Consider the following 22,876-nt stretch of genomic DNA (forward strand, 5'->3'; position numbering starts at 1 on the left):
GGGCGGACGCGCCCTGAAAGACGAAGCATGTACCGTTACGATGAGTTCGATCGCAATTTTGTCCAGGCCCGCGTCGCCGAGTTCAGCGACCAGGTTCAGCGCCGCCTTGCAGGTGAGATCACCGAGGACCAGTTCCGGCCGCTGCGGCTGATGAATGGCGTCTATCTGCAGCTGCACGCTTACATGCTGCGCATCGCGGTGCCCTACGGCACGCTGAGCGGCAAGCAGTTGCGCATGCTTGGCCACATCGCCCGCAAATACGACAAGGGCTATGGCCACTTCACCACACGCCAGAACATCCAGTTCAACTGGCCGGCATTGTCGGACATTCCAGCGATCCTGGCCGATCTGGCAAGCGTCGAGATGCATGCCATTCAGACCAGCGGCAACTGCATCCGCAATGTCACGGCCGACCATTTTGCCGGCGCCGCCGCCGACGAGGCCGCCGATCCGCGCCCCTATGCGGAAATCCTGCGCCAGTGGTCGTCGGTGCATCCGGAATTCTCGTTCCTGCCGCGCAAGTTCAAGATCGCGGTGACAGGCGCCGAGCGCGACCGCGCCGCGATCCAGACGCATGACATTGGCTTGCACCTGAAGAAGAACGCGGCCGGTGAACTGGGTTTCGCGGTCTATATCGGTGGGGGCCAGGGCCGCACGCCGATGGTCGCCAAGAAGATACGCGACTTCCTTCCGGAAGCCGATCTTTTGTCTTACTGCACCGCGATCCTGCGCGTTTACAACCTCTATGGCCGGCGCGACAACAAGTACAAGGCGCGCATCAAGATCCTCGTCCACGAGACCGGCGTCGAGGAAATCACGCGCCAGGTCGAGGCCGAGTGGCAGGAGCTGAAGGACGCCGAGCTGAAGCTGCCGGAGGCCGATATCCGCGCCATCGAGGCCTATTTCGCGCCGCCGGCACTGGCCAACCGGCCGGAAGGCGACGCGGCGGTCAAGCTCGCCCGCCTGGATTCCAAGAGTTTTTCGGAATGGCTCGACCAGAACGTGATCACCCACCGCCATCCCGACTATGCCGCGGTGACGATCTCGCTCAAGGGCATTGGCGAGGCCCCCGGCGATGCCTCTGACAGCCAGATGGAAGCGGTTGCCGACATTGCCGAGAAATACGCGTTCGATGAACTGCGTGTCAGCCATGAGCAGAACCTGATCCTGCCGCATGTGGCGCGTGCCGACCTCAAGGCCGTCTATGATGCGCTGGTCGAAATCGGCCTGGCGACCGCCAACAACAACCTGATCAGCGACATCATCTCGTGCCCCGGGCTCGACTATTGCGCGCTGGCCACGGCGCGTTCGATCCCGATCGCGCAGGAAATCTCGCTCCGCTTTGCTTCACTGGAGCGGCAGCGCGAGATCGGCGAGTTGAAGCTGAAGATCTCCGGCTGCATCAACGCCTGCGGCCATCACCATGTCGGCCATATCGGCATTCTCGGTGTCGAGAAGAAGGGCTCCGAACTCTATCAGGTGACGCTGGGCGGTTCGGCTGACGAGAACACCTCGGTTGGCGAGATCATCGGCCGCGGCTTCTCGTCGGAAGAGATCACCGACGCCATCGAGACGATCGTCGACACCTATCTCGGCCTTCGGACCGACCCACAGGAAAAATTCATCGACGCCTACCGCCGTGTCGGTCCCGCGCCGTTCAAGGAGGCGCTCTATGCTGGCGAAACCAAGGCCGCTTGACCGTATCATCGACGTCGAGGCCGGCGTCGCCGCCGAGGCGGCAGGCCTCGACGCGCTTTATGGTCACCTCAATCCGCTTGAGATCATCGAGCGCTCAGCCAGGGAGTTGTTCCAGGGCGAGATCGCCGCTGTCTCGTCCTTCGGGGCGGATTCGGCCGTATTGCTGCACATGATAGCCGAGATCGACCGCACGTTGCCGGTGATCTTCCTCGACACCGGCAAGCATTTCGAGGAGACGCTTGGCTATCGCGACGCGCTGGCCGCCGATTTCGGGCTGACCAACATCAAGGCGATCACGCCCGATGCAGCAGCGCTGTCGCGGATCGATCCGACGGGCAATCTGCACCAGACCAACACCGATGCCTGCTGCGATGTCCGCAAGGTCGAGCCGCTGGCGCGTGGCGTCGAGCCGTTCCGCGCCTGGTTCACTGGCCGCAAGCGTTTCCAGGCCGCAACGCGGGCAGCCCTTCCCGTCTTCGAGGCTGTTGGTTCGCGCATCCGCATCAACCCGCTGGCGCGCTGGACGACGGCTGACCAGGCCGACTACATGCGGGCGCATGCGTTGCGCGAAAGCCCGCTGGTTGCCTATGGCTACCTGTCGATCGGCTGCTTCCCGTGCACGCAGCCGGTGCAGCCGGGCGAAGACGCGCGCAGCGGCCGCTGGGCAGGGCATGCCAAGACCGAGTGCGGCATCCACCTTTCCGGGCTGGAGAAGTCGCTGACCGACGCCTCGCTGTAGGGTATATTGACGTTCAGGTGATGCCGGCTGCAAACGGTAGCGCACGCTTGGACTGTCTGTTCTTTAGGAAGTTTTGATGACCGAACCGACTAAACCGGAAACCCGGCTCTGGACCCCTAGGGGATTTCAAGAAGATGACTGGGCTCATGCCGAAAATGCTGATGCCTTGTCCGGCAACGGCCGTTTCATCTTGCCGCTACAAGCCTTCCTCGACCTTGATCCGGAGGTGCGCCGCTCGGCCAAGGAGCGCCTCGGCGTCGTGCTGCAGCCCGGCGACCAGCTTGAGAAGATCGCCGGCCTGCTCGACCAGCTGTCGCTGGTGGCGCTGGCCTTCCCGGCCTTCAGCGATGGCCGCAGCTTCTCCAAGGGCGAGTTGCTGCGCAGCCGCTACCAGTTCGAGGGCGCGATCCGCGCGACTGGCCAGGTTCTGATCGATCAATTGCCGCATATGCTTCGGCTTGGCTTCGACGAGTTTGAGGTCTCGCATCCGGTGCTGCTGAAGCGGCTGGAGGAAGGCAACACCGGAGGCTTGTCGCTCTACTACCAGCCGGCTGCCGTGCCGGAGCCCAAAGGGCCCGCCTACTCGTGGCGGCGGGTGCGCGCCGACTGACGCCGCGGGCCGACTGACGCAGCGGTAAGCTTGAGTGCCTTTACAACGATCCTGATCGGGACTTCTCTGGACCATCCGGACGGAAACATCCGCCGGGACTCGGGAGGTTTTCATGCGGTTCGACTACGTCATATCAGGCGGTGGTTCCGCCGGCTGCGCGCTTGCCGCGCGGCTCTCCGAGGATCCTTCCGTCACCGTCTGCCTGATCGAGGCGGGCGGTGAGGGCAAGGATCTGCTGGTCCGTGCCCCCGCGGGTATCATAGCGCTTCTGCCGGGCCGGCCGAAGATCAACAACTGGGCCCTCAAGACGGTCCCGCAAGCAGGGCTTGGCGGCCGCCAGGGTTATCAACCCCGGGGCAAGGCGCTCGGCGGGTCCAGCGCCATCAACGCGATGCTCTACACGCGCGGCCATCGTGGCGACTATGACGAATGGGCCGGCCTCGGCTGCGACGGCTGGTCGTGGGATGAGGTTCTGCCCTATTTCCGGCGGGCTGAAGGCAATCAGCGCGGCACTGATGCGCTGCATGGCGGCGACGGGCCGCTGAGGGTCGGCGAACAGCAGGAGCCGCGCCCGATCTCCAGGGCCTTCGTCGAAGCCTGCGGCGAGAACCAGATCCGCCGCAACGATGATTTCAACGGACCTGAGCAGGAAGGGGCGGGGCTCTATCAGGTCACGCAATTCTGGGGCGAGCGCCGCAACGGCGAGCGCTGCTCGGCCGCCGCCGCCTATCTGCATCCGGCCATGAGCCGCAGCAATTTGACGGTCATCACGGGAGCGCATGCCACCGGCATCATTCTCGACGGCAAGCGTGCCACCGGTCTGCGCTATCGCACGCGCAAGGGCGAAGCCGTTGTCGAGGCCTCACGCGAGGTCATCGTCTGCGGCGGCGCCTTCGGCTCACCGCAGCTTCTGTTGCTGTCTGGCATCGGTCCAGCGGCTGAACTCGCCGCGCATGGCATTGCGGTCGTCCATGAATTGCGGGGTGTCGGCAAGAACCTGCAGGACCACCTCGATTTCATCATGTCCTGGACATCGCGGGACACCGAGCTGATGGGCATCGGCCTGCGCGGCTTGCCGGGCCTGTTGCGCCACATGATGCGCTGGCGCAAGAACGGCGGCGGCATGATCGCCACGCCCTACGCGGAAGGCGGCGCCTTCCTCAAGTCCGATCCGTCGATCGAGCGGCCCGACCTGCAACTGCATTTTTGCATCGCCATCGTCGACGATCACGGCCGCAAGCTGCATATGGGCTACGGCTTTTCCTGCCATGTCTGCGTGCTGCGCCCGCATTCGCGCGGTGAGGTAGGGCTTTCGACGGCTGACCCGCTGGCACCACCACGCATCGACCCGCGCTTCCTGTCCGACGAGCGCGACGCCGAATTGCTGCTCAAAGGGGCGAGAATGATGCGCGGAGTACTCGAGGCGCCGGCTCTGGCGAAATACCGTCAGAAGGAAATCTACACCGCCGGGGCCTCTAGCGATGCCGAGTTGATGGCGCATATCAAGGCGCGCGCCGACACGATCTATCATCCCGTGGGCACTTGCCGCATGGGTGTCGACGATATGGCGGTTGTCGATCCGCGGCTGCGGGTGCGTGGGCTAAAGGGCTTGCGCGTTGTCGATGCCTCGGTGATGCCGACGCTGATTGGCGGCAATACCAACGCACCGACCATCATGATTGCCGAGAAGGCGGCGGACATGATCCGGGCTGGCGTCTAGCGGTCAATCTGGTCGAACCAGTTATGCAGTCCATTCAGATACTAAGTGCCATTTTCGCGGCGATCGGCTTCATTGGTTAAATCTGGTCTGACCAATTATCAGATTCACGCTTTTCCTTTCGCTGTCTTCACCCTAGGATAGGTCTATTATTTCGAACTTCGAAATAAATTGCCACAAGGGAGGAACCGGGAATGGCTGGCAAGAAGATATTGATGCTCGTTGGTGAGTTCAGCGAGGAGTACGAGATTTTCGTGTTCGAGCAGGCGATGCATGCCGTCGGGCATACGGTTCATGTCGTCTGTCCCGACAAGAAGGCCGGCGACATCCTGAAGACGTCGCTGCATGATTTCGAGGGCCACCAGACCTATACCGAAAAGCTCGGCCACGACTACATCCTCAACAAGACGTTTTCCGAGGTGGATCCAGCCAAGTACGACGCCGTCTACGCGGCAGGCGGGCGCGGCCCGGAATACATCCGCATCGACAAGCGGGTCCAGGCGCTGGTCCGGCATTTCCATGACACCGGAAAGCCGATCTTCACCATCTGCCACGGCGTGCAGATCCTGATCGCGGTCGATGGCGTGGTGCGGGGCAGGGAAGTGGCTGCGCTCCAGTATTGCGAGCCGGAAGTCACTCTGGCTGGCGGCATCTATATCGATGTCGCGCCCACTGGCGCCCATGTCGACGGCAACCTGGTGTCGGCCAAAGGCTGGCCGGGCCTCGCCGCCTTCATGCGCGAATGCCTGAAGGTGCTGGGCACCGACATTCGCCACGGCGAAATCCTGATGCGTGAGGAGCGCGCCGCGGCCTGAACAGGTTTTATGGAAATCCGCCGCGCTCAACGCGCGGCGGAACTTCTTACGCCGCCAAGCGTGCTTCGCGGAATGACACCAGCTTGCGGCGGTTCTCATCCCACAGCGCCAGCTTCACGCAGCGCAGGCTGTCGAGAAGCGTCACGCGCCCGATGCCGCGCAGTTCGGGGTAATCCCTCAGCACTTCCTGCAGCCTGTAGCCCGGCACCTTGGCGGACAGGTGATGAACATGATGGACGCCGATATTGCCGGTGAACCAGTTCAGAACCGGCGGCAGGTCGTAATAGGACGACCCGTGCAGCGCGGCATGCTGGAACTCCCACTCGGAGCCATTCTCCCACTCCGTCTCCTCGAACTGGTGCTGGACATAGAACAGCCAGATGCCGGCCGAGCCGGCGAGGATGACGATGGGCAGGTGCACGATCAGGAACGCGCCCGGACCAACGAACCAGATGAGGACCGTCGCGGCAAGGGCGATGGCAAGGTTGGTCGACATCGAGGACACCCAAGGCGTCAGCCCGGAACGCATCAGGCCGATCGGCAGCCGGTGTTCGAAGATGAAAAGCCATGTCGGGCCAAGGCCGAACATCACGAGAGGGTGACGATAGAGGCGATATCTGAGGCGACCGCGCCACGATAGCTGCCGGTATTCGGAAACGGTCAATGTCTTGATGTCGCCCATGCCGCGCTCGTCGAGATTGCCGGCACTGGCGTGATGCGTGGCGTGGGCACGGCGCCAGCAGTCATAAGGCGTCAATGTCAGGACACCGAGGGCGCGGCCGATCCAGTCATCAGCGTAGCGATTGGCGAAGAAGGAACCATGGCCGCAATCGTGCTGGATCATGAAAATCCGCACCAAGAAACCGGCCGCCGGCAAGATGAGGATAAGGCCCCACCAATGGCCATAGGCGTAGGCTGCTGCGGAAAGCGCCCAGAGCGTGACGAATGGGATAAGGGTGATGGCGAGTTCAATGGAACTGCGTCGCCTGTCCGGCTTTTTATAGCGCGCCAGAATCTTCAACCAGGCGCGCTTGCTGTTAGCGGCCGCGTCAGGGGAAATCATGTTCATCAGGAAGCATAGGCGGCGGGCCCCGCCGCCGCAAGGTTGGGTTCACGCAAAATTACTGTGAGTAATTGTCGCGTGGCCGGCGGCGCTCACGTTGCTCCAATAGTCTTGATCGCCGTCAACGCGCTGGCGCTACTGTCGTCCCCCGCCCGGCGTGCTGCTTTCAATGCCATCCAGGCGCTCGAGGAGTTCCCTGAATTGGTCGGGAATGTCCCCCTCCGTCCGGAACGCCGGCAAGGTGCGCAGAAATCGGGTCGTCGCCTGGTTGCCAAACTGCCGCCTGATCTCGGTGGCGAGCCCTTCGCGTCTTTCGCCGGTGTCGCGGGTCATCATCTCAAAATCCTTTGTCGGTTTCGAAACTCCTCCAGCAAGGGAATGGTTCCCGCATCGCACCATCTTGGCAAGCGAAGCCGGGGATTACAGTAAAATTTGAATTAAAATCGAAAGGTCTTCGCCGGCCGCGATCAAACTCGGTCGATTGCCGCCAGTATCGCTTGCCCCTTGATTTTTGGCCGCCAAACCTCGATATCGGGCTCAAATCCACACCATTCGAGATGACGGGACATGGCGATGAGCGACCAGGCAAAAGACGAACGCGCGCCCGATGAGGCCGAGGCGATCGAAGCCGCTGCCGAGCGCACCGACGGCAGCATCGACGGCGACTATGAGGCACTGGTGCGGCTGCTGAAGGAAAATGAAGAGTTGAAGGACCGAGCGCTGCGCGTTGCGGCCGAGATGGAAAATCTGCGCCGCCGCACCGCGCGCGACGTGCAGGACGCGCGCGCCTACGCGGTGGCCAATTTCGCCCGCGACATGCTGTCGGTGTCGGACAATCTGCGCCGCGCGCTGGACGCCATCCCGGCCGAAGCAAAGGCTGCCGGCGATGCAGGTTTCAAGGCGCTGATAGAAGGCGTTGAGCTCACCGAGCGTGCCATGCTGTCGACGCTGGAGCGGCACGGGGTGAAGAAGCTCGCGCCGGAAGGCGAGAAGTTCGACCCCAATTTCCACCAGGCGATGTTTGAAGTGCCCAACCCGGATGTTCCGGCCAACACCGTGGTCCAGGTTGTCCAGCCAGGCTACTCGATCGGCGAGCGGGTGCTGCGCCCCGCCATGGTCGGTGTCGCCAAGGGCGGCCCCAAGATCGTGGCAAATGAAGCCACGGTCGAGCCGGGCCCAGTCAACGAGCAGGCCGAGAAGGATGCCTGAGGGCAGTAGGCAGTAGGCAGTAGGCAGTAGGCAGTAGGGGCGCGAGTTCAGTAGGCAACCGTACTGCTTTGCCGTACATACTGCCGTATTACCTTATTCCCTTACCGAACGGCCGCCGATGCACCCGATCGCGCTTCTCGATTATGCCGGCGTCGCTGTGTTCGCGGCGACCGGCGCCCTTGCCGCATCGCGCAAGCAGCTCGACATCATCGGCTTTCTGTTCCTGGCCAGCGTCACCGGCATCGGCGGCGGCACGTTTCGCGACCTCATCCTCAACGTGCCGGTGTTCTGGGTCGGAAACCGCGACTATGTGCTGATCTGCGCGGTCGTGGCGGTGTTGGTCTTCTTCACCGCGCACCGGGTCGAATCCCGCTACAAATTGCTGCTCTGGCTCGACGCCATCGGCCTTGCCGCCTTCTCGGTGATGGGCGCCGCCAAGGGGCTGGCCATTACCGGCTCGCCGGCCGTATCGATCATCACCGGCATGCTGACCGCCACTTTTGGCGGTATCCTTCGTGATCTTCTGGCCGGGGAGCCATCGGTGCTGCTGAAGCCGGAAGTCTATGTGACGGCGGCACTTGCTGGTGCCGCGCTCTACACGCTTGGCGATCTCGCCGGATTGCCGCCGCTGGCGTCGAGCGTCGCGGGCTTCGTGGCTGCCTTTGCCGTGCGCGGCGGGGCGCTCAAATTCGGCTGGTCGTTTCCGTCCTACAAGAGCCGTCCGGGCCGGCGTCCGGAAGATATTCCCTGAAAATCAGGGTTTGTTGCCTGCCAATTCTTGATGAGCGTTTTCGGCGCCTGCCGTAGCCATGTCTGTTCGAGCCGATGGCGCAATTCGTCGGATGGAATTTCCGCCAGCCTGACAAGCAGCGCCGGCCAGCCCTTGTAGTGATCCGTCTCGAAATAGATGGATGGTGCCGCTTCCAGCAGCAGCTCTTTCTCCTCGAGCGGGCACATCAGGACGATCGTCTCGGCATCCTTGACCCGGGCAAGCAGCTTCTTGCCGACCTTCAGGGCCGGCGTGCCGTAGGACGTGGTTTCGACAATATCCGGCAGGCCACGCGCCGCGAGCCGCATTGCTTCGAAAGCGCTGGAAAGATTGCCGGTCACCGTCTCAGGCGGCGAAGCGCTGGGCTTCCCCGCCATAATAATTGACGTAGCGCGCGCCGATTTCCTTGACCGGCATGACCACGAACACGTCGACGGTCGAGAATTCGCGGTCGATGACGCAGCCGTCGCCGATGCGTGCGCCGACCCTGAGATAGCCCTTGACCAGCGGCGGCATCGCCGCGATTGCCGCCTTGGGATTGACCGCCTCGATCGGCATCAGATCCATCGAGCAGTAGCGCCCGGATACCGCGCGCACATCCCAGGCCGAATTGGTCCGGCAGTGATGGGCGAGATAGGTGAGCGCTTCGGCATGCGCCGCCGGCACCGTCCCGTGGAACGAGGCGCAGCCGGTCATCACACCGATTTCATAATGTTTGATGTAGGCCCATATGCCTTGCCACAGCGCCTCGATGGTGCGCTTGGAGCGGTATTCGGGCAGAACGCAGGAACGTCCAAGCTCCAGGAAGCGCTGGCCCGGGTGGCGGGCAATGAGCTTGGTGAGCTCGAATTCGCCTTCGGAATAGAAGCCACCGGCGGCGGCCGCGATTTCTTGCCGCAGGAGCCTATAGGTGCCGACGATGCGGCGATGCTCGGGGCCGGAGAGCGAAGTGTCGAAGACCAGCAGGTGATCGCAGAGCGGATCAAACCGATCGGCGTCGCGACGGTCCTGCGCCTGGAACAGGTTCTTGCGGGCGCCCATCTCGTCGTAAAAGACGCGGTAGCGCACTTCCTGCGCGGCAGCAATCTCGGCCTCGTTGCGGGCGAGCCGCACCTCGAGGTTGCCGATTCGACCGAGCGAAGCGCCTTTTATGACGGAATCGACGTTACGCCCGGCGAGCAAGGCGCTGCTGGCGTTCGGCCGAGTGTCACATTCCGGCATAACTGTATGCACGAGTGATTCTCCTTCGAGCCATCCCTCTTGGCACGGGGATACGGTGTAGGTGCAACAGGATTGTGACAGTACCGTGATACGACGCATCGGGCAATACTTCGTCGGCTGGCGAATGCTCTCAACCGGCTACGTTAAGTCAGGGAAGTCGTTGCTTGCGGAAGTTCAAGCAGCGACCTGACCCTCGACGGCATGGACCAGTGCGTCGGGGTCGAGCGGCTTGGTGACGAAGCCGCTGGCGCCATGCGCAAGCACGGCATGGCGGGTTTTTTCCTGGCTATCCGCCGACAGCACCATGATCGGAACCGGCGGGGCGGCGGTTTCTTCCTCGTGGCGCCGGATGGCGGCGATGGCGTCCAGCCCGTCCATGATCGGCATGTGCAGATCCATCAGCACAACGTCGAAGCGCTGCTTGCGGCCAACGCCGGTGACAGCCTCGACAGCGGCCTTGCCGTTGCCCACCACATGCACCCGATGCCCGGCCTTCAACAGCGTGGCACGCGCCAGCATGGCATTGATGTCATTGTCCTCGGCGATCAGCACCGACAGGCCCTGCTGGCGGATGCCGGTGGCACGGTGAGCAGGTGCGCGGCGCTTCTCCGGCTGTGGCTGGGCTAGATCAGGTGCATCCCTGCTCAGAAGGACGCGCAAGAGCGTTCCGCCACGCACCGGCCTGGCCAGGAAGGTTGCATAGCCGTTGGCCCTGAATTCACCAAGCATGCCGCGATCGGTCGGTGCAATCATTGTGATCGCTTCACAGTCGGTGAAACCGTTCTGGCGCAGGCGTTTGAGCAATCGTCCGTCGCTCTCTTCCATGGCCGCGTCGATCAGCAGCACGTCACAATTGACCGCGAATGGCGCGGCCTGGGCGGCGGTGGTCGCGATGTCGACCATGCCGCCATTGGCTCGAATGGTGCGGGCGATGGCGTCGGCCTCGACGGCGTTTTTCGACAGGATCACCGCGTGCCGGCCTGACAGTGCATTCTGCCGGCTCTGCGGCGCCCCGGTGGCCGCTATGGCGGGGATTTCGAAGACGAATTCAGACCCCTGGCCAAGCCGGCTGGATACGGAAATCGTGCCGCCCATGGCGATCACCAGACGCCTGGAAATGGCCAGGCCAAGACCAGCGCCGCCATGCGATCGTGTCGACGTGCCATCGGCCTGTTCGAATTCCTCGAAGATGCGCTCCATGTCGTCATCGCGCATGCCGGGGCCGGTATCGGTGATGGTGAATCCTATGCGGTCCGTGGTCTCGGTACGGACACGAGCGATGCTCACCAGCACGCCGCCGCTGTCGGTGAACTTGATGGCATTGCCGATGAGATTGAGCAGGACCTGCCTGACCCTGCCCGGGTCGGCGGTGATCATCTGCGGCACATCGGGTTCGACATGGCAGCCGAGACCGATATCCTTGGCAAAAGCCTTGGCGGCCAGCAATTCGATGATGTTGTCGGCGATCTCGCGCACCGACATCGGCTGCGGTTCGGGATCGAAGCGGCCGGCCTCGATCTTGGAATAGTCGAGCAGGTCCTCGATCAGCGCGAGCAATGCACTGGCCGAGGTCGAGACGGCGCCGACATAGGTCTGCTGTTCGGGAGACAGGCTGGTGTCGGCCAGCAGTTTTGCCATGCCCATGATGCCGTTCATCGGCGTGCGGATTTCATGGCTAACGGTGGCAAGGAAGCGCGACTTGGCCTGGCTTGCGTATTCGGCGCGCTCCCGCGCGGTGATCAGCGATGATTCGGCGCGTTTGCGGGCGGTGATGTCGCGGGCGATGGCGCGATGCGAGACGGCGCCGCTGTCCTTGTCGCGCACCGACAGCTCGATCCAGGAGAACCAGCGCGGACCGGTTGGCGTGCGGATGGCAACGTCGGTTGAACTCAGGCACTCGTGATCCGAGAAGGCGGCATCGGGCACGATGCCGACGTCGATGCCGAGTTCCACCAGGGTCTTGCCGGGCAGGTCGCGTGGATCGGTTTCGACGAGATCGGCGAAGACCTTGTTGGCATAGACGATGTGGCCGTCGCGGTCGCGGTGGATGACAAGATCGCCCAGCGCGTCGATCAGCCCGCGAAAGCGCTCCTCGCTCTCCTGCATCTCCCACATGCGGTCGGCCAACGTCTCGATCTCGGCGCGGCTGCGGGCCGCGGTTTCGTCGAGAAGTGCCGCCGTGCGGCGCTCCACGCGCCTGCCGCGCAGATGCAGGGCAAGAACAGCCATTCCGGTTGCCAGCAACGCCATGGAGATGAAGATCGGCGCTCCGGTCAGATGGGCCAGGCCAGCCAGCACCAGGACGGCGACGAATGTCAGGAACGGCAGGCCTTCAGGATTGGTCGGCGTCAGCTCCGGCGCCAGCGGCGGCGCGGCGACAACACGGCGCCTCGGCGCCTCGGGACGCACCCCGTCGACGTCTTCGGCACTGCCCGCCTCTTTGATGCCGGATTCCGCGATCATGCGAAATCCTTGCCAGACAGAGATTATGGAAGACTGCGGCGGATCGTTCGAATTTTAGCGGATGCGCGGATTCCGGTGCTGTCGAGGCTGGAGTTATGCCATCAGCTCCTACGATCCATCTCCTTTGTTATCCTCGAGCCGGCTTACATATCGACGACGACTCGGCCCCGGATCTTGCCATCGACGATATCATGCGCTGCGGCGATGATGCCGTCGAAACCGATGGTCGTGGACAGGCTGGCAAGCTTCCGCAGATCAAGGTCGGTGCCGATCCGGCGCCAGGCTTCGATACGCACCACCTTTGGCGCCATGACGGAATCTATGCCGAGCAGTGACACGCCGCGCAGGATGAAGGGAGCAACACTCGACGGCAGGTCCATGCCGCCGGCGAGGCCGCAAGCAGCGACCGCGCCGCCGTAGGACGTCATTGACAGGACATTGGCCAGCGTGTGGCTGCCGACGGCATCGATGCCACCGGCCCAGCGTTCCTTGGCCAGCGGCTTGGCCGGCTGGGCAAGCTCGTCGCGCGAAATCACTTCCGCCGCACCGAGGTCGATCAGATAGGGGCTTTCGGCATTGCGGCCGGTGGAGGCGATGACATGGTAGCCGAGGCTGGAAAGGAGCGAGACCGCGACGGATCCGACGCCGCCGGCGGCTCCCGTCACCACAACCGGGCCGCGATCGGGCAGGATGCCGTGCCGTTCCAGCGCCATGACGCTCAGCATGGCGGTGTAACCGGCGGTGCCGACCGCCATCGCATCATGCGGGCTCATGCCTTGCGGCAGCGGCACCAGCCAGTCGCCCTTGACGCGGGCACGCTTGGAGTAAGCGCCGAAATGGGTTTCGCCGACGCCCCAGCCGTTCAGGATGACCTGATCGCCCTTGCGCCAGTCGGGGTGGGAAGAGGAAATGACCGTGCCTGAGAAGTCGATGCCCGGCACCAGCGGCCAGCGGCGGATCACCGGCGCCTTGCCTGATATCGCGAGGCCGTCCTTGTAGTTCACCGTCGTTGCTTCGACTTCGACGGTGACGTCGCCTTCCATCAAATCGGTTTCGGTGAGATCGGTCACCGCCACCGATTGCTTTTTCTCGGCATCACGCGAAACGAGGATGGCTTTGAAGGTTTCCGGCATTTTTTCTCTCAAGCTGGCGATAGGCCAACTGTGGGATGCCGGTGGCCTGAGGTCAATCGTTCAAGCGTCCGGACCTTGCGGCTTGGCCACACGCCGCCAGCCGAAGAGTTCGTCGAAGACCACCAGCACCGCACCCACCGAGATGAAGGCATCGGCGAGATTGAAGACGGCGAAGGACCAGACTGGCGTGTGGAACAGGATATAGTCGATGACGTGGCCGTAGGTGGCGCGGTCTATCAGATTGCCGAGCGCGCCGCCGACGATCAGCGCGAAGCCGGTGCGGGCAAGAACATGGCCGGCTGGCGTGCGGGTGGCGAGATACAGCACGAAGGCAACGACGCCAAGCGACATGACGATCAGGCCGGTGTCGCCGAAGGACGAGAACATCGAGAAGGCGATGCCGGTGTTGTAGGTGCGAAACAACGCCAGGAAAGGCACGAGATCAAGCTTCTCCTGAAAGGCGAGGCCGGTCTCGACCATGTATTTTATCCACTGGTCGAGCGCGATGGCAGCGATAACCAGCAGGGCGTAGGGGGACCATGACTTCACGGGTTTGCAGCCTTCCTTGCTAGTTCGGGGCCGTTTGCTTGAGCATGAACCGGATTCCGGGATCATGCCTTAGTCCACAACGGGTTCCAGCTTCAGCGCGCCGCGCCTGATTTCGAACAGCATGACGCCGGTGGCAACCGCGAGATTGAGGGAATCGGCGCGTCCCGCCTGCGGAATTCGCAGCAACCGATCGCAGCTCGCGGCGAGGCTTTCAGGCAGGCCCTGCTGCTCGTTGCCCATCATCAGCAGCACCGGGCCACGTGAAAAATCGACCGAGCGATAGTCGACGGCGCCTTTCAGATGCGTGCCGACGACAAGGCCGGAAAAGCCGCCGCGCCAGGCGAGGAAGGCTTCGGTCGTCGCCCTGGCCACCGGCACGGCGAAGATCGACCCCATCGTGGCCCGTACGGTCTCGACTGAAAAAGGATCGGTGGTCTCGCCGACCAGGATGACACCCTTGGCGCCGACCGCATCTACGGTGCGGATGACCGTGCCGAGATTGCCGGGATCACGCACCCGGTCGAGCGCCACCCAGACGTCGCCATTCTCGGCGCGGATGTCCTTCAGCGGCAGCGATTTCTGCGCGAAGACGCCGACCACCATTTGCGGATTGTCACGGCGGGTGATGGCGACCAGCACCTTTTCCGACACTTCCAGCACAGTGCCGCCGGCGGCCACCGTGCGCGCCGCGACTTTCTCCACCGCCGCGTTGCCACGTCCGGCCTTGGCGAAAACCAATGTCTTGATCGACCAGCCAAGGTCGAGCGCGTCGATGACCAGTTTCAGGCCCTCGGCCATGAAGGCATTCTGCTGGTCGCGGAATTTCTTCTGCGCAAGCGCCTTGATGTCCTTGATCAGCGGGTTGGCGAGGCTGGTGACTTCCTTCACCAGTCCTGGCGAGCCCGCGTGCCGCTCATTCATTCAGGCCACCCAGCGCGAAAACAGTGAGGTTGAAAGCGCCCGGCCGGCGGACTTTTCACGGATGATCAGTTCTCCCGACTCCACCTTGCCGCCCATGCCGGCAAAGGTATCGCGCATCAGCGCATGGATGGCGAAGAAGGAGGCGCGGATCGAATAGGCGGTCAGCACGACGGCCAACGGTTTTGGCGTGAGGATAGAACGGCAGAGATCCGTCAGCGCCGGCAGGTCCTCGAACAATTGCCAGACCTCGCCCTTGGGCCCACGGCCATAGGCCGGCGGATCGAACAGGATGATGTCATAGCGGCTGCCGCGGCGCTCCTCGCGCTCGGCGAATTTCACCGCGTCGTCGACGATCCAGCGGATCGGCTTGCTGCCGAGGCGCGACATCTCCTGGTTTTCGCGGGCCCAGCCGATGGCCTTCTTCGAGGCGTCGACATGTGTGACCTCGGCGCCGGCGCGGGCCGCCACCAGCGAGGCGACACCGGTATAGCCAAACAGGTTCAGCACCTTGACCGGCCGTTTCGCCGCCACGATCAGTCCGGCCATATGATCCCAGTGCGACGCCTGCTCCGGGAAGACGCCGACATGGCGAAACGAGGTGAAACGGCCGAGATAGTCGATGCCGTCATGCTTCATCGGCCAGGTCTCGCCAAGCGGCGTGCCGGGGAAGCGCCAGCGGCCGATGCCTTCCTCGTCGGTGTCACCGGTGAAGATGGCGTCGGCACGGTCCCAGTCTTTCGCCGGCAATGCCTTCTGCCAGATCGCCTGGCCCTCGGGCCGGACAATGCGGTAGGGGCCGTATTGTTCAAGCTTCTGCCCGGCGCCGCTGTCGAGAAGCGCGTAGTCGGCGTTGGGCGCCACTTCGAGGATCACAGGCAGCTGTTCGGCGGGCAAAGTGCCTTCGCGGCGGGCAAGAATGCGCGGCGCGGATTTCGGCTCGGAACGGTCGTCGGTTCTGATCTCATGCCGTTCACGCGGCCTGGCGTCGGGCCTGGCTGTTTCACGGCCTTCGCGCGGACGTGCGTCCCCGGCTCCAGCCTTGGCGGGCGGGCGATTGTCGCGGCGTTTGTCGCGAAAAGACTTCAAGCAGCAGCATCTCCGAGCAGCGTGGCCGCTTTTGGCACAGGGCAACCGGCTTCGCAACCAAGGCAGCCGCCGGGTAAGTTGGCTGGCGATAGACCAACGCCAAAGAAACAGACAAAATCCGCGCCATGTCCCGCTCCGAACGCCTGCTCGATCTGATCCAGTCCCTGCGCCGGCACCGGCGGCCAGTGAGCGGGCAGGTGCTGGCCGATGAGCTTGGGATTTCGATCCGCACGCTCTACCGCGACATCGCGACGCTGCAGGGCCAGGGCGCGCCGATCGAGGGCGAGGCGGGGCTCGGCTATGTGCTGAAGCCCGGTTTCATGCTGCCGCCCTTGATGTTCACCGACGAGGAGATCGAGGCGATCGTGCTGGGCTCGCGCTGGGTCGCCAAGCAGCCGGATGAGCGCCTGTCGGCCGCCGCCGTCAATGCGCTGGTGAAGATCGCCGCGGTGCTGCCGGACGATCTGCGCGAAGACCTCGATGCTTCCACACTGCTGGTCGGGCCGCCGGCCAAGGCGATCGAGGGCGTCGATCTCGGCATGGTGCGGCAAGCGATCCGCAACGAGCGCAAACTCTGCTTTTTCTACCGCGATGCCGGCGGCGCCGCTTCCGAGCGCACGGTCTGGCCATTCGCGCTGGGGTTCTTCGACAAGGTGCGCGTGGTGGTTGCCTGGTGCGAGATGCGGCAGGATTTCCGCCATTTTCGTGCCGATCGCATCGCGAAACTCAAGACCACGGACATACGCTACCCCCGCCGCCGTCAGGTGCTGCTCAAGGAATGGCGCGCAACGCTCGACGGCCCGCGCCGCTATGCACCTGACCGATGATGGCTACTGCCAGAATCTGACAGTAGCACGTCTTATGGTCATTTCAGTCGAAACCTTCGGAGACCGGAAATGATCACCCCAAATTTCATCATTCTGTATGTCGACCAGCCGCTGCTAAGCGCTGCGTTCTACAGTGCGCTGCTTGGCCGCGAACCGGTCGAGAGTGCGCCGACCTTCGTGCTGTTCGTGCTCGACAACGGCTTCAAGCTCGGCCTCTGGTCGCGCCATACCGTGGAGCCGGCAGCCGCCGCTTCAGGCGGCGGCGCCGAGATCGTCTTTGCGCTGGAGACGCCCCATGCGGTCGATGCCACCCATGCCGACTGGGCCAAGCGCGGGCTGAAGATCGCGCAGACGCCGACTGACCTGGATTTCGGGCGCACCTTCGTCGCGCTCGATCCCGACAATCATCGGCTGCGCGTCTACTGGCTGGCCGATGGGGAACAGACCAATGGAGAACAAAAATGAGCGCGCACTGGATCGCGGTGGCGTCGGCCCAACATGTCCGCCGTGGCCGGCAAGAAGGCTTCATGCAGGTCAATCACGGCAAGGCAGCGCCGCTGCGCCGCGTCAAGCCAGGCGACGGGATCGTCTATTATTCGCCAACCACTGTTTTGGGTGAGAAAGACGGCCTGCAGGCTTTCACGGCGATCGGCACCGTGCGGGAAGGAGAGCCCTACCAGGGAGAAATGGGCGGTGGATTCACGCCGTTTCGCAGGGATGTCGACTGGGCACAGGCCGAAGAGGCCGCGATCAAGCCTCTGCTTGAGAGGCTGGAGTTCACCGCCGGCAAGTCGAACTGGGGCTATCAGCTCCGCTTTGGCCTGTTCCCGGTCAGCGCTGCCGATTTCTCCCTGATCGCCGGGGCGATGGGCGCCAAGGTCGGCAAGGCAACGAGCTAGGACTTGAGGGATTTGTAGACGGCAATGCCGGCGGCAAGGTCTTCAAGCGCCGCGCCGACTGACTTGAACAGCGTGATCTCGCTTGCGCTCTGGCGGCCTTGTCTCTGGCCGCGCGTCAGTTCGTGCAGGTCGGCGATGATGGCTTCCGGCTTCAGGACACCCGAGGCCAGTGGCTGCACGATGTCGCCGGCTTCCTTGGTGGCGCCGGCGCGGGTGTCGACAAAAACCCGGGCGCGGGTGATGGCATCGTCATCGCTTTCACGCATTGCCGGCGTGAATCCGCCAACGAGGTCGACATGGGTGCCCGGCCGCAACAGCGCGCCCCTGATCAATGGCGCGGTGGTGATAGTCGCCGAGGAGACGATGTCGGCCTCGGCAAGCTCGGCGTCGAGGTCATGCGCGGCGCTGGCCGCGAGGCCTTCGGCGCGCAGGTCGGCGGCGACCTTTTCGGCATTGGCCGGGGTGCGGTTCCAGATGCGGATGGTCTTGATCGGCCGCACCGCCGAGTGAGCCTTGGCCAGGAAGGGCGACAAGGCACCGGCGCCGACCACCAGCAGCCGCGAGGCGTCTTCACGCGCCAGATAGGAGGCAGCTAGTGCCGAAGCACAGGCCGTGCGCCACTGCGTCAGCCGCTGGCCGTCGATCAGCGCCTCGGGCTCGCCAGTCACGCCGTTGAGCAGCAGGTAAAGCCCCATCACCGCTGGTTTGCCGATGGCATTGTTGTCAGGCGAGACAGTGACGATCTTGACGCCGATATGGCCGCCGGACGAGGTGCCGGCCGCGTTGAAATCGGTCCAGGCCGGCATCAGCAGCAGTGTGGACTCGGCGCCGTCAGGACGTTCGACCGCGTGGTGATGCCGGACGGGCTGCACCGCGCCATCACGAAAAGCAGTGCGCAGCGTCTCGACCAGCGCGGGAAAAGTCAGCGCGCGGTCGACCTCGGCGGCCGAAATGGTCTGCATGGCAAGCTCCGTGGAAAGAAAAATACCAACCAGCTCAGCTGGTTGGTTTGGGCAAGGTGGGGCCTTGCGGCGTGGCGGGAGCGCGGCTGACCGCCTGGCGCAGGTTCTCGGCCTCGACGCCGCGCTGGCGCGCGAGCTTGCGATAGCGGCCCTGTTTGACCCAGGTTGCCAGGCTGCCGACGATCATGCCGATGGCAAGAGCCAGAAACAGGAAGATGAACAACGGCAAGGTCAGCGTCAGCGCCGGATTGCCGGGATTGAACGGGTCCAGCGTGAAGGCGACCAACTCGCGATTGGCGACGGCCAGCGCGATCAGGATGACGGCCAGCGGCACGAAGACGACGATAAGCACGAAACGATTGAGCATGATGGTTTCCGTTGGAAGCAGGCTTTGCCTACTTTCCTCCGTTCAGCCTTTCGCGCAACTCCTTGCCGGTCTTGAAGAACGGCACCCATTTCTCTTCGACCTCGACGGATTCACCGGTGCGCGGATTGCGTCCGGTGCGGGCCGGGCGGTTCTTCACCGAAAAAGCACCGAAGCCCCGCAGTTCGACCCGGTTGCCCTCGGCCAGGGCATCGGTGATCTCGTCGAAGATCGCACCGACAATGTTTTCCACGTCGCGCAGGAAAAGATGCGGATTGCGCGTGGCAATAATCTGCACAAGTTCGGACTTGATCATCAGAAGGATCCCCGTGAAAGCAGTGCGGTCAAAATTATGAGGATGATTTTATTTGTTTTTTCGCTCGCCCCAAACGGCAACTCAAGGGTGCCAGACGGAAACGAGACCGTCAAGAAACAAGCGGTCGGCCCCGAGTTCCTGAATGACATCGCCGCTGTAGGCTGGCAAGCCGAGCGCGCTGCCGATCGTTTGCGCCATTGTCTTGGAAAACAGGAAACCGCCGCGCCTTTCGGTATTCTTCCATTCCACGACCTTGAGCTTGGCGTCGACACCCTTGGTTGCCAGCCAGTCAATGGCCTCCTTCTCTCCGCCCACGGCGTCGATCAGGCCATTGGCGACACCCTGACGGCCGGTGAAGATCGAGCCGTCGGCGAGCGCCAGTGTCTGCTCGCGGGTCATCTTGCGGCGTTCGGCGACGATGCCGACGAACCAGTCGTAGCTATCGAGGATGAGCTTGCGCACCATGGCGCGCTCGTCATCGTTGGTTGGCTTGAAAGGCGAGGGCGAGGCTTTCAGCGGAGAGGATTTCACCTCCTCGAGCTTGATGCCCAGCTTGTCCATCAGGCCGCTGACGTCGGGGTACTGGATCAGCACGCCAATTGAACCGACGATCGAGGTCTTGCGGGCAACGATGTGGTCGGCGGCGGTTGCGATCATATAGCCAGCCGAAGCGGCGAGCGTGCCGACCTCCGCCACCACGGGCTTGTCGGCGGCCAGTTTGCGGACTTCTTCGTAGATCGATTCACCGCCGACGGTGGTGCCGCCGGGCGAATCGATGGACAGGATCACAGCCTTCACGTTCGAGGACTGGCGGATGCTCTCCAGCCGCTTGATCAGCTCTTCATCCTCGGTGATGGTGCCTTCGATCCGGACCTTGGCGATATGGCTGACCGAGGAGCCGGCGTAATCGTCGCCATACATCCAGGCCGCGATGCCGATCAATCCGAGCGCGACGATGCCGATCGCGGCCATGCGCCAGAATGTCAGTTTGCGCCGCAAGCGGCGGCGGTCGATCATGTCGTCGGCTCTCAGTGCCATGGTAAGCCTCACAGTCGGTGGAAGCCGACGCTTTTAAAGCAAGCGCCTTCGCCCCGCTACCGGTTTCCTGACCAGGCGGCCCGGTCATGGCAGTGAAAAAAATGTTACTGTCCACCGGCATCTGGTATGAGATACAGGCTGTTGTGCTGATGCCGATTTGATTTGTACAACAGCAACGGTCACATTTTTGCGGTTTTCCTCGGCTTGTGCTTGCGCGAGGGCGTCGGTGTACCACCTATAAGCGGTGCCCGGCGGGCAAGAGTGCACGGGCAACTTATATAAGAAAGCAGTGATGTTAGCGCGACCGATCGAACCGACCAACCCCGAGATGGAGTTGGTCTCCCCGGTGGATGGCCAGGCGCGGGTCGAGGCATTCGACCGTGCGCAGCGTCATTCGCGCCGCGTCCGCATTCTGAAGCTGGCGGTTCCGCTGGCTGCCGTGCTGATCGTCGTTGCCTTTCCGGTGTATTCTTATCTCGCCGCACCCATCCCGGCACCGGTCCAGGCCGAAGGCACCGCCTTTTCCAATGGCAAGCTGGTGATGGCCAACCCCAAACTGAACGGTTTCACCAAGCAGAAGCAGCCCTATTCCATGACCGCGCTGCGCGCCATCCAGGACGTCAGCACACAAGGCATCATCGAACTCGAGGGCATCGACGCCAAGGTGCCGATCGCGCTCGACAACATCGCGGCGGTCAAGGCCTCTCGCGGCACCTACAATCGCGACGGCAATACGATGAAGCTGACCAGCGATGTCACCATCACCACCACCGACGGCATGGAAGCCAAGTTCAAATCCGTCTTCCTCGACATGGGCAAAGGCACTATGAAGACGGATGACCCCGTTGATGTCGGCCGTGGCGGGTCTCGGATCACGGCGGATTCGATGTCGGTTCAGGACAATGGCAAGATTCTGATTTTCGAGAATAAAGTGCGCGTCAATATCGATCCCGCCGCCCTGAAGGCGGCTGAGGGGAAAAGCGGAGAAACCAATGCGGCTCAGTAGTTCGACGCGGCTCGCGGCTGCAACTTCGGTGTTGCTGCTGCTTGGACTGGTGCCCTCATTGGCGCAGTCCGGCGCCACCAGCCAGGTGTCTGGCCTCAAACTGTCCGGCGACAAGCCGATCCAGATCGAAAGCGACAAGCTGGAAGTCCGTCAGGCGGACAGCGTTGCCGTCTTCACCGGCAATGTCACCGTCGTTCAGGGACCGACAATGCTGAAGGCTGGCAAGATGATGGTCTATTACGTCAAGGATCCCAATGCCGCGGCCAAGGGCACGGAAGCCGCTGGTGCGGCGATGACCGGCTCGGCCAATATCGATCACCTGGAGATTTCCGACAAGGTTTACATCAAGTCGGATGCGCAGGTCGCGACCGGCGACAGCGGCAGCTTCGACATGAAAAGCCAGGTCCTGGTGCTTTCGGGCAAAAAGGTTGTTCTTTCGCAAAACGACAACGTCCTGGTAGGCTGCAAGCTGACCGTGCAGATGAAAAGCGGGCTGGCACAGGTTGATCCATGCGCCGGGCAGCGCGTCCAAATGTCGATCACACCGCCAGCGAAATCGGACACGGCGAAACCCTGATGGCCAGTCTGTCGTCGCTGGCGGCGCGTCTTCCGGGACGAGCCGCCAGCAAGCTTTCGGCGCCGGCCACGGTCACTGTCGATGCGGCAAAGTTCAAAGGAACCTTGATCGCGAAAGGCCTGACCAAAAGCTATAAGGGGCGCAAGGTTGTCAGCGGCGTCACCATTGGGGTGCGCGCCGGCGAAGCCGTGGGCCTGCTTGGTCCCAACGGCGCCGGCAAGACGACCTGCTTCTACATGGTCACCGGGCTTGTGCCGGTCGACGAGGGCACGATCGAAATCGACGGCTTCGACGTCACCGCGATGCCCATGTACAGGCGTGCGCGGCTCGGCATCGGCTACCTGCCGCAGGAAGCCTCGATCTTTCGCGGGCTGAATGTCGAGCAGAACATCCGTGCTGTGCTCGAAGTGGTCGAAAAGAGCCGCAAGGAGCGCGAGCGCAATCTCGACGAACTGCTTGAGGAATTCCACATCAGCCACTTGCGCAAGGCGCCGTCCATGTCGCTGTCCGGCGGTGAGCGGCGACGTTTGGAGATCGCGCGCGCGCTGGCGACGCGCCCGGCCTACATGCTGCTCGACGAGCCTTTTGCCGGCATCGATCCGATCGCCGTCGCCGATATTCAGCAATTGGTGCGTCACCTGACGGCGCGCGGCATTGGCGTGCTCATCACCGATCACAATGTCCGTGAGACGCTCGGCCTGATCGATCGCGCCTATATCATTCATGCCGGCCAGGTGCTGACCCACGGCCGGGCTGACGAAGTGGTCGCCAACCCCGACGTGCGGCGGCTTTATCTCGGCGAAGGCTTCACGCTCTAGGCGTGAAACGGCCTGTAGAAGCGATTTTAGCGCGCCCCGTCCCGATTTCTCCGATTTTGCCCGCGGCTAACGCTCC

Annotated in this window: 26 protein-coding genes; 13 read left to right on the plus strand and 13 right to left on the minus strand. The window is 63.1% G+C overall.

Translation table 11 applies throughout. From position 1 onward, the window contains the following. Window positions 1-27: 27 nt before the first annotated feature. From GA829_RS09740 to GA829_RS09760, 5 genes are all read left to right on the plus strand, one after another. Window positions 28-1,698, plus strand: coding sequence for a nitrite/sulfite reductase (locus GA829_RS09740; RefSeq protein ID WP_195178288.1), 1,671 nt, complete (start codon window positions 28-30; stop codon window positions 1,696-1,698). Then, window positions 1,673-2,437 carry a phosphoadenylyl-sulfate reductase gene (locus tag GA829_RS09745; RefSeq protein ID WP_195178289.1) on the plus strand — a complete coding sequence of 255 codons (765 nt, stop codon included), beginning with the start codon at window positions 1,673-1,675 and terminating at the stop codon, window positions 2,435-2,437. Before GA829_RS09740 ends, GA829_RS09745 begins: the two co-directional genes overlap by 26 nt. 76 nt (window positions 2,438-2,513) lie before the next feature. Beyond that, on the plus strand, window positions 2,514-3,047 hold the full coding sequence (locus tag GA829_RS09750; protein ID WP_195178290.1) for a DUF934 domain-containing protein: 534 nt from the start codon (window positions 2,514-2,516) through the stop codon (window positions 3,045-3,047). Window positions 3,048-3,159: 112 nt separating this feature from the next. After that, on the plus strand, window positions 3,160-4,767 hold the full coding sequence (locus GA829_RS09755; protein WP_195178291.1) for a GMC family oxidoreductase: 1,608 nt from the start codon (window positions 3,160-3,162) through the stop codon (window positions 4,765-4,767). Window positions 4,768-4,958: 191 nt separating this feature from the next. After that, window positions 4,959-5,579, plus strand: a complete 621-nt coding sequence (locus GA829_RS09760; protein ID WP_195178292.1) for a DJ-1/PfpI family protein — start codon at window positions 4,959-4,961, stop codon at window positions 5,577-5,579. A gap of 46 nt (window positions 5,580-5,625) precedes the next feature. Here the strand turns inward: GA829_RS09760 and GA829_RS09765 are convergent, their stop codons facing one another. Then, window positions 5,626-6,648, minus strand: coding sequence for a fatty acid desaturase (locus GA829_RS09765; RefSeq protein WP_195178293.1), 1,023 nt, complete (start codon window positions 6,646-6,648; stop codon window positions 5,626-5,628). Window positions 6,649-6,777: 129 nt separating this feature from the next. Then, a complete protein-coding gene (locus GA829_RS09770) occupies window positions 6,778-6,978 on the minus strand; it encodes a hypothetical protein (protein WP_195178294.1) in 201 nt (66 codons plus the stop codon). Window positions 6,979-7,215: 237 nt separating this feature from the next. Here GA829_RS09770 and grpE point away from each other — a divergent pair, with 237 nt between their 5' ends. Both grpE and GA829_RS09780 read left to right on the plus strand, forming a co-directional pair. Continuing rightward, window positions 7,216-7,851 (plus strand): nucleotide exchange factor GrpE, encoded by a 636-nt coding sequence (gene grpE, locus GA829_RS09775; RefSeq protein ID WP_195178295.1) that lies wholly within the window; start codon window positions 7,216-7,218, stop codon window positions 7,849-7,851. Between the two features lie 118 nt (window positions 7,852-7,969). After that, window positions 7,970-8,602: a trimeric intracellular cation channel family protein gene (locus GA829_RS09780; RefSeq protein WP_195178296.1), complete on the plus strand. Its 633-nt coding sequence runs from the start codon at window positions 7,970-7,972 to the stop codon at window positions 8,600-8,602. Here the strand turns inward: GA829_RS09780 and GA829_RS09785 are convergent. The 7 genes from GA829_RS09785 to GA829_RS09815 all read right to left on the minus strand — a co-directional run bounded on the left by GA829_RS09785 (window position 8,560) and on the right by GA829_RS09815 (window position 15,993). Then, window positions 8,560-8,997, minus strand: coding sequence for an MmcQ/YjbR family DNA-binding protein (locus tag GA829_RS09785; protein WP_374940393.1), 438 nt, complete (start codon window positions 8,995-8,997; stop codon window positions 8,560-8,562). The two genes, GA829_RS09780 and GA829_RS09785, sit on opposite strands and share 43 nt — an antisense overlap. Continuing rightward, window positions 8,966-9,841, minus strand: coding sequence for a l-ornithine N(alpha)-acyltransferase (olsB, locus tag GA829_RS09790; RefSeq protein ID WP_258052327.1), 876 nt, complete (start codon window positions 9,839-9,841; stop codon window positions 8,966-8,968). The genes GA829_RS09785 and olsB overlap by 32 nt, the downstream gene beginning before the upstream one ends. A gap of 174 nt (window positions 9,842-10,015) precedes the next feature. After that, window positions 10,016-12,304 carry a hybrid sensor histidine kinase/response regulator gene (locus tag GA829_RS09795; protein WP_195178298.1) on the minus strand — a complete coding sequence of 763 codons (2,289 nt, stop codon included), beginning with the start codon at window positions 12,302-12,304 and terminating at the stop codon, window positions 10,016-10,018. Window positions 12,305-12,447: 143 nt separating this feature from the next. Next, on the minus strand, window positions 12,448-13,437 hold the full coding sequence (gene acuI, locus GA829_RS09800; RefSeq protein ID WP_195178299.1) for an acrylyl-CoA reductase (NADPH): 990 nt from the start codon (window positions 13,435-13,437) through the stop codon (window positions 12,448-12,450). A gap of 60 nt (window positions 13,438-13,497) precedes the next feature. After that, the gene (gene lspA, locus GA829_RS09805) at window positions 13,498-13,986 is read right to left on the minus strand and encodes a signal peptidase II (RefSeq protein WP_195178300.1); all 489 of its coding nucleotides are present in this window, start codon (window positions 13,984-13,986) and stop codon (window positions 13,498-13,500) included. Between the two features lie 69 nt (window positions 13,987-14,055). After that, the gene (locus GA829_RS09810; protein WP_195178301.1) at window positions 14,056-14,907 is read right to left on the minus strand and encodes a TrmH family RNA methyltransferase; all 852 of its coding nucleotides are present in this window, start codon (window positions 14,905-14,907) and stop codon (window positions 14,056-14,058) included. Next, a complete protein-coding gene (locus tag GA829_RS09815) occupies window positions 14,908-15,993 on the minus strand; it encodes a class I SAM-dependent rRNA methyltransferase (RefSeq protein ID WP_195178302.1) in 1,086 nt (361 codons plus the stop codon). It lies immediately after the preceding gene. Window positions 15,994-16,118: 125 nt separating this feature from the next. On the opposite strand from GA829_RS09815, the gene GA829_RS09820 reads away from it, so the two are divergent. From GA829_RS09820 to GA829_RS09830, 3 genes are all read left to right on the plus strand, one after another. Further along, complete coding sequence (locus GA829_RS09820) at window positions 16,119-16,820, plus strand: helix-turn-helix transcriptional regulator (RefSeq protein WP_195178303.1); 702 nt, start codon at window positions 16,119-16,121, stop codon at window positions 16,818-16,820. Window positions 16,821-16,889: 69 nt separating this feature from the next. Next, window positions 16,890-17,285, plus strand: coding sequence for a VOC family protein (locus tag GA829_RS09825; protein ID WP_195178304.1), 396 nt, complete (start codon window positions 16,890-16,892; stop codon window positions 17,283-17,285). Then, the gene (locus GA829_RS09830) at window positions 17,282-17,719 is read left to right on the plus strand and encodes an EVE domain-containing protein (protein WP_195178305.1); all 438 of its coding nucleotides are present in this window, start codon (window positions 17,282-17,284) and stop codon (window positions 17,717-17,719) included. Before GA829_RS09825 ends, GA829_RS09830 begins: the two co-directional genes overlap by 4 nt. On the opposite strand, the gene lhpI is transcribed toward GA829_RS09830, so the two are convergent. The 4 genes from lhpI to sppA form a co-directional block, all read right to left on the minus strand. Beyond that, window positions 17,716-18,681 carry a bifunctional Delta(1)-pyrroline-2-carboxylate/Delta(1)-piperideine-2-carboxylate reductase gene (gene lhpI / locus GA829_RS09835; RefSeq protein ID WP_195178306.1) on the minus strand — a complete coding sequence of 322 codons (966 nt, stop codon included), beginning with the start codon at window positions 18,679-18,681 and terminating at the stop codon, window positions 17,716-17,718. The genes GA829_RS09830 and lhpI overlap by 4 nt on opposite strands. Before the next feature lie 34 nt (window positions 18,682-18,715). Beyond that, on the minus strand, window positions 18,716-19,048 hold the full coding sequence (locus GA829_RS09840) for a lipopolysaccharide assembly protein LapA domain-containing protein (RefSeq protein WP_195178307.1): 333 nt from the start codon (window positions 19,046-19,048) through the stop codon (window positions 18,716-18,718). Window positions 19,049-19,076: 28 nt separating this feature from the next. Continuing rightward, complete coding sequence (locus GA829_RS09845) at window positions 19,077-19,361, minus strand: integration host factor subunit beta (protein ID WP_006200394.1); 285 nt, start codon at window positions 19,359-19,361, stop codon at window positions 19,077-19,079. 81 nt (window positions 19,362-19,442) lie between these two features. Beyond that, a complete protein-coding gene (gene sppA, locus GA829_RS09850; protein WP_195178308.1) occupies window positions 19,443-20,399 on the minus strand; it encodes a signal peptide peptidase SppA in 957 nt (318 codons plus the stop codon). Window positions 20,400-20,691: 292 nt separating this feature from the next. Between sppA and lptC the strand changes: the two genes are divergently transcribed. From lptC to lptB, 3 genes are read left to right on the plus strand one after another with little or no spacing between them, the layout of a single operon-like run. Continuing rightward, window positions 20,692-21,405, plus strand: coding sequence for an LPS export ABC transporter periplasmic protein LptC (lptC, locus tag GA829_RS09855; RefSeq protein ID WP_195178309.1), 714 nt, complete (start codon window positions 20,692-20,694; stop codon window positions 21,403-21,405). Beyond that, window positions 21,392-21,982, plus strand: a complete 591-nt coding sequence (locus tag GA829_RS09860) for an LptA/OstA family protein (RefSeq protein WP_195178310.1) — start codon at window positions 21,392-21,394, stop codon at window positions 21,980-21,982. The genes lptC and GA829_RS09860 overlap by 14 nt, the downstream gene beginning before the upstream one ends. Beyond that, window positions 21,982-22,800: an LPS export ABC transporter ATP-binding protein gene (lptB, locus tag GA829_RS09865; protein WP_195178311.1), complete on the plus strand. Its 819-nt coding sequence runs from the start codon at window positions 21,982-21,984 to the stop codon at window positions 22,798-22,800. Before GA829_RS09860 ends, lptB begins: the two co-directional genes overlap by 1 nt. The last annotated feature ends 76 nt before the right edge of the window (window positions 22,801-22,876 follow it).

Source organism: Mesorhizobium sp. INR15, assembly GCF_015500075.1.
Classification (GTDB): Bacteria; Pseudomonadota; Alphaproteobacteria; order Rhizobiales; family Rhizobiaceae; genus Mesorhizobium.